Raw genomic sequence first — 6,227 nt, 5'->3', positions numbered from 1 at the left:
AGACGTCCGCGCAACAAGTATGCGGATGTGGCGGAGTCCTATCTGTCCTACTGCAAGAAAAGAAAGAGGAAGGCTTCAAGGACAAGGATGCTCAAGCGCCGTATGATCAGACTCCTTGAAAAGCTTCTCATACAGAGGGATGAAATCCATAGAGAACATGGAACCTCGCTCCGATATACCCAGGATTACCAGAAACGTCTTTCCATCATCAGAAAGGTTCTTGTACAGGAAAAGGATTTGTTTGAAAGCAGGAAGGTCAGGGACCGTATTGTCAGCATTGACCGTCATTATGTACGCCCTATTGTAAGAGGCAAGGAAATAAAATCTGTCGAGTTCGGTGCAAAGGTAAACAACATACAGATAGACGGTATATCGTTCATCGAACACCTCTCTTTCAAGGCTTTCAATGAAGGTATACGCCTGAAGGACTGCATCCGCATGCAGCAGAAGCTCATGAATGCAAGAGTAAGATGCATGGCTGCCGATTCCATATACGCCAATAATGCAAACAGAAAGTTCTGTACAAAATATGGAATATCCACCTCCTTTGTACGCAAGGGAAGGGAGGCCAGGGATGAATCCTTGAGAAAGGTTCTCAGAAGTGAACTCTCCAAAGAAAGGGCCACCCGGCTTGAAGGAAGCTTCGGCACTCAAAAGCAACATTACTCGCTCGCAAGGATAAAGGCACGGAAGAGAAAGACGGAAATCCTATGGATTTTCTTCGGAATACATACAGCAAATGCCGTACTGATGATAGACAAGATCAGAAACAGAGCAGTCAAAGCGGCATGACATGATTTTACTGACAGAATCAGAAGAGGTCATCAGACCTCTTCCGGAACGTCATGTCCTGTTGAGTAAGAATATATGATAAATACAGAAAAATGACAATAAAAATGGCATATGAAGTGATGATACTTTGTCATCTTCATATGCCATTGTATTTTCTAGGGACATTTACTGAATATCCCTAATATAGAGATAAACCGTTATAAAATTGATACATTGGAGCTTAAATTCGGATATTTCCTTCTGTCTTTCAGTGAAATTTTATACTTTTGTATTCGGATTGGGGAAACCCGTGTCCAAGACATATTGCTCAATAGCTTCACAATCACCACCGCAAGTAAAAAGAGCATATCATCAATATTGGGACTGCACCCATACGGGCGCAGACATCCCATATTTGATGATGGTTTGTGGTGAACCGTGAAGCGTATGGCGATTGTCTGCGCTTTTTTGATAACTAAAAAATACTGAAACGGAAAATTATATGGGCTATGAATATGGATTCTATTTTAAATGATTACAGGGAAATAAAAGAATGTTCTTATAAAGGAGAACAATACTCTGTTCGTGATAATGGAGCCGTATTGCGCCATGCGCGTGAAGGAAAACGAACAAGAAAAGATGATGATACGTGGACTTTTGGGAAGCCTAATGAGAATACCGGATATATGGAAATCGGTTCAGAACGGGTACATCGAATTGTGGCTTTCGCTTTTCTTGGCGAACCTCCCACACCTCAGCATATTGTTGACCATATTGATACCAATCGTAGGAATAACAGACCTCAAAACCTTAGATGGCTGACAAAGTTAGAAAATGCGTTAAACAATCCGATAACACGAAAGAAAATAGAATATCTTTGTGGAAGCATTGAGGCTTTTGTAAATGACCCGTCAATCATACAAGAATTTGTAAATGACAATCCAAATTATGAATGGATGAGAACTGTAACGCCAGAAGAGGCAAAAGCCTCTTACGAAAGATTGTGTGCATGGGCAAAGAAAAAAGATTCTGAAAAATCTTCAGGTGGAATTATTGGGGAATGGATTTTTACTCCTTATAAGAAAGATGATAAGAAATTCCCTTTTGAAAGAGAACAATATAGCCAAAATGTTATTCATAGACAAATTAATGATGTGATGAGTATTGATTCTCATATAGATAATCTAACCGAATCATTAACTCCCAACGCCATGCAAAGAGATTGGCATACTCCAACAGAATTCCCCCTTTGCCCTTCTGATATAGGAAATAAGCCATTGACTTCTTATCTAAACAATTTGGAAAAAGGAGCTGTCATAACTAAAAACCAATATGCCACACATTTTATAGATGATTTTGCCCTATGTAAAGATGACCGCCTTGTGATAAGCACACATGCAGATGATGGAATAAAGAAGTTTTCAATGATTACCGTAACATTTGAAGACGGAAGATATGTGCATGAAGGAACAACTTTCTTTGAAAAACAAGGTGCTCAAAAAGCTCTTACTTTAGCGCAAGGGCTTGAATGGGAAGGCGAAGACGGAATAGATGATTACTGTTAATATACACGATATGAGAAAATTTTTAATTACATTCACTGTGCTCTTTGCTGTAATCAACATCATGGCGCAAGAGCATCTTTCGTTTAAGGGCAATCCCATTGAAGGAAGTATGACGGCTTTCTGTCAAAAGCTTAAAGTAAAAGGATTTACATCAATTGGTAGTGATAACAATTTAACTTTGTTTACAGGAGACTTTACAGGTCGTAATGCAACAGTTGGTGTAACTGCAACAGATGATGGGAAAAATGTTTTTGCAGTCGTAGTGTTATTTGATTCAAGTGGTGAGTGGAAAAATCTTGTTAATACCTATAACTATTATAAAGAACTATACACTCGTAAATATGGCAAGCCAACGAATTCAAAGGAAAAAAATCCAGCCATTTCAGATTCTAATACGGCATTGATGGCAGAAGTACATCAAGGAACAGTCGTATATGGTAGTGTATGGGAAGTAACAGGTGGAGATATACAACTTTCTATAGAAAAGTCATCTGGAGTTTACGAAGGAATGGTTATGATTCGTTATCGAGATTCACAAAATGTTGAAGCAAAAATCCAAAAAGATATAGAAGATATTTAGACCAGAAAAACCGAAACGTAATGCACTCTTCTCGTATATAGAAATCCTAAAATCTATACATAGAAGAAATATAGCATATAATTCCACGTATTCTTTGTAATTTTTAATTGCACTTATGGTAACTGATGTGCGCTCCCAACATATAAGTATGAAGAAATTATTTTTATGCCCTCTTGTATTGGTGCTTTCTATTTTTTCTGTCAATGCACAATCTCAAGATTCACAAGAGGAAATGCAAACACTTGTTCAGAGAGTTGATTCTCTTGAGCATGAATTGTCGTATCTAAAATTAACTTACGAGTTAAGTACACTTAATTCCGATATGACATTGTTTTCAAACGCAATGGATATAAAGTCGCTTGAAATTCAGTTAAACCTTTATAATAGGAATTTCAATTCCCAATTAGGTTATGCATATCAACGATATTATAAGTCATGCCAGGACAAAAAACAATCAATTTCTGAACTCATTGAAGCTAAGAAAACGTTTTTCGTCCTCAAAGTTATAACGTATCCTTTTTCCGAAAGTGAAATGAATACGTTAAAGGCAAGTTATAATGTAATTGATAATGCATACGAATCAATAGGAAACTCTATGGACTTGTTAAAAATCGTTATAGATGCATATAACAAATCATTGTAACTATTGCCAAAAATCATCTCTGTATTTTTTGTTGCGTTCGTTCGATTTTCCAATCATACGCCCCATTAGCGACATCGGCAACCTCTTTGCAGGTCTGCCGATGTTTCAGTTTGTCAAACGGCTGTCGGTCATTAGCATAGTCACATAGCCATGTACCAATAGTCTGATGCTGCTCTTTGGTCTCGCCATAATTCTGCATCACACTCTTGATGTCGGCAGCTTCATCATTGCCAAAGATGGACTTGAATTTGTCCGTACCATAGTAAACTATTGCATCAATGGCACGCTTGAACACCTCGCTGGAAGCATAGAGCATATCGGCAAGGATAGCCAAAACCTGCTTGCGTAAATTCAGCTCACCCTGTAATCGCTTAATGGTCTTGTCTTTCTCCGCATTGGCAAGCCTGACCGCATTATTGATACGCAGTTGCACATTCTCGTTTTGGCTATTAAGCTCCTTGATAGCCCTGTCGTGTTCTGTGGCAAGAGACCGACTTTGCGCTATGGCATTATCACGTTCCGCTTCGGCTTTCTGCTTTTCAGAAGCCAGTACCTTTGTCTGCTTCTCCACCTCCTTGATGACAGTAGGCTTGAATGCCTTTTTAAGACAATCATATTCCTGTGCAAGCTGCTTATACTTCTTTTCAAGGGTGGCTGCCTTGCCAATACCGACCAGACTGCCAACACTATCCAAAATACCTTCCACAGTGTTCTTACGGATTTCATCACGTTTTTTCTGCTTGTCGGCTATCTCGTTGTCAAGAGCCGCACTCCGTTCAGCCTTAGCCTTGTTTTCAACCTCCAAAGAATTGCGCTCGGCTTCGGCTTCCTCTTTGGCACAAAGAGCGGCTTTCTTTTCCGCTTTGGCTTGTTCCGCTTCCTGCTTCTGCTTGGCTATGATGAAGTCCGTTCGCTCCAAATGCGTCTTGCCTGTAAGCTCTTTTGAGATGCCCCTTTCCATCTCCAAGCATTCAGCCAAAAGTGTCTGCATCTCGCCCATGGCTTTCTCGTCCAACTTGTAGGATTTACCTGTTTCGTGGTTCATCCAATCCCACACGATATGGGCATGAAGATTGGGCTTCCAAGTGGTAATGTCTTCGGGATTGCTGTAATGCCCCTCGTCACGGTGGATGAACACTTGCAGGGGTGTGATACCCCAGCGTTCCTTGCACACCTCACAAAAATGCCGCAACTGTTCCATAGTGGTATCTTCCTTGATTACTACCACGCCCTCTTTGAGCGGAGTGCTGCCACGAACAATGGTCACCTTCCCGGTCTTTTTGTTCACCCGTTCACGGTCTTTGGTCTGCATCGCCCGACCTGTCTTTTCCTTGACCATTGCAGCTATCTGATTGTAGCGTTCCGTGAGTGATGTATTGCCAAAGTCAGGTGCTACCCATGCTTCATTCTGCGACATGAGGTCAATGCGTATATAGAACTTTTCTTTGTTGATACGGGCAAGGTATTCTGCTGTCCGCCTGTTATGGGGTTCGCTGCTGCCGATGTTGCAGGGCTTGATATTGATGGATGTCTTCTGTGCCATAAGTTTACTTTTATTCGGGTTTCACAATGGGTTATTAGGGCAGAGCCTTAATCGGTGGGTGCAGGGAGAGGGTCACTTCCTGCTCCGGGTTCTTAGGGGTGGAAGCCACTAAGCGGAGTTCCCAAAGAGAGGGGCACTCTTTGGTCGGGTTGCATAGGGCTGACAGCCCTTGCCGGGTTCTCAGGGCAGCGTCCTGAGTGGGACGGGGCAACGCCCAGCCCCTCGGGAGAGCCCACAACTACGGAAGCGAAGCGTGTAGTTATAGTGGGCTATATCAGGGCAAGCCCTGTCATCCACGCACCCAAGCCTCTGTCACTAACCGCAGAGCAGATTCTTTTTCCCTTATGTTAGTTTGCTCATTAAATATTCATTGAAGTCTTTATATCCATCATATTCCTTTGCCGCATCGGTACACCTGTCGCCCAATTCCATTACTATCTGTTGAGTTCCCATCTGTCCGGCTTGGTCACTATCCAGATGGCAGTATATATCTGAATAGCCATTAAGGACGAACAAGGCATGTGGAATGTTTACGATGGAGTTGAGCACCACTGCATCGCATTTGCCATAAAGAGTGAGATAGGAAAGGTAGTCAACGAACCCTTCAAATACGTGACACTTTGCTTCGTGGTTTATTATGGTGGTTATTGCTTTCGGGGCTATACAACCTTTGAAGTATGGGTTACGTAGTTCATAGCCACCAGCATCATTCCTGAATCCAATGGCAAAATAGTTCTTGCCACAACTTTTGTAGTGTATTTCCAAGCACTGACTTTTAGCCATAACTGAATCAATTCCTCTTAACAAAAGGTAATTCAGTAGAGCTGGATGCGCCAGTTCTTTTACTTCAATATCCTTAAATGAAGGTGTCTTACTGGAACTTACCAGTTTGACAGGTGGTGCTGGCATGATAATTGAATGGCTCATTCTGTACAATACTTCTGAAATGTTTTGCGTGTGAAACAGAACCATAGCCAAATCAATGATGTTACCTCCCTTGCCCAATCGTAGGCTCGGTACAGAACGCCTTACTGCCTTTCGGCAGTAGGTTTTCCCGTACCTGCCCCCAAACCGTACTTGCATGTCTCCACGCATACGGCTCTCCGTTGATAACATGACTTTATT

General features: G+C 41.7%; 6 protein-coding genes. 4 read left to right on the top strand and 2 right to left on the bottom strand.

From position 1 onward, the window contains the following. The 4 genes from H8S52_RS19310 to H8S52_RS19295 all read left to right on the top strand — a co-directional run. The coding region (locus H8S52_RS19310; RefSeq protein ID WP_186910391.1) for a transposase at positions 1-792 on the top strand (792 nt) is incomplete at its 5' end. Between the two features lie 488 nt (positions 793-1,280). Next, complete coding sequence (locus tag H8S52_RS19305; RefSeq protein ID WP_117899909.1) at positions 1,281-2,336, top strand: HNH endonuclease signature motif containing protein; 1,056 nt, start codon at positions 1,281-1,283, stop codon at positions 2,334-2,336. Positions 2,337-2,346: 10 nt separating this feature from the next. After that, positions 2,347-2,916 (top strand): hypothetical protein, encoded by a 570-nt coding sequence (locus H8S52_RS19300; protein WP_117899911.1) that lies wholly within the window; start codon positions 2,347-2,349, stop codon positions 2,914-2,916. 148 nt (positions 2,917-3,064) lie between these two features. Beyond that, positions 3,065-3,559 carry a hypothetical protein gene (locus H8S52_RS19295; protein ID WP_147333929.1) on the top strand — a complete coding sequence of 165 codons (495 nt, stop codon included), beginning with the start codon at positions 3,065-3,067 and terminating at the stop codon, positions 3,557-3,559. Positions 3,560-3,572: 13 nt separating this feature from the next. On the opposite strand, the gene H8S52_RS19290 is transcribed toward H8S52_RS19295, so the two are convergent. Further along, entirely contained in the window at positions 3,573-5,102 is a 1,530-nt protein-coding gene (locus H8S52_RS19290; protein ID WP_117899907.1) for a mobilization protein, read from the bottom strand. Positions 5,103-5,444: 342 nt separating this feature from the next. Further along, complete coding sequence (locus H8S52_RS20110; RefSeq protein WP_255470130.1) at positions 5,445-5,885, bottom strand: toprim domain-containing protein; 441 nt, start codon at positions 5,883-5,885, stop codon at positions 5,445-5,447. Positions 5,886-6,227 lie beyond the last annotated feature (342 nt).

The sequence above is a fragment of the Bacteroides sp. NSJ-48 genome, assembly GCF_014287405.1.
Taxonomy (GTDB): domain Bacteria; phylum Bacteroidota; class Bacteroidia; order Bacteroidales; family Bacteroidaceae; genus Bacteroides; species Bacteroides stercoris.
Note: the sequence above shows the minus strand (reverse complement) of the source record. Positions and strands in the feature narration are given on the sequence as shown.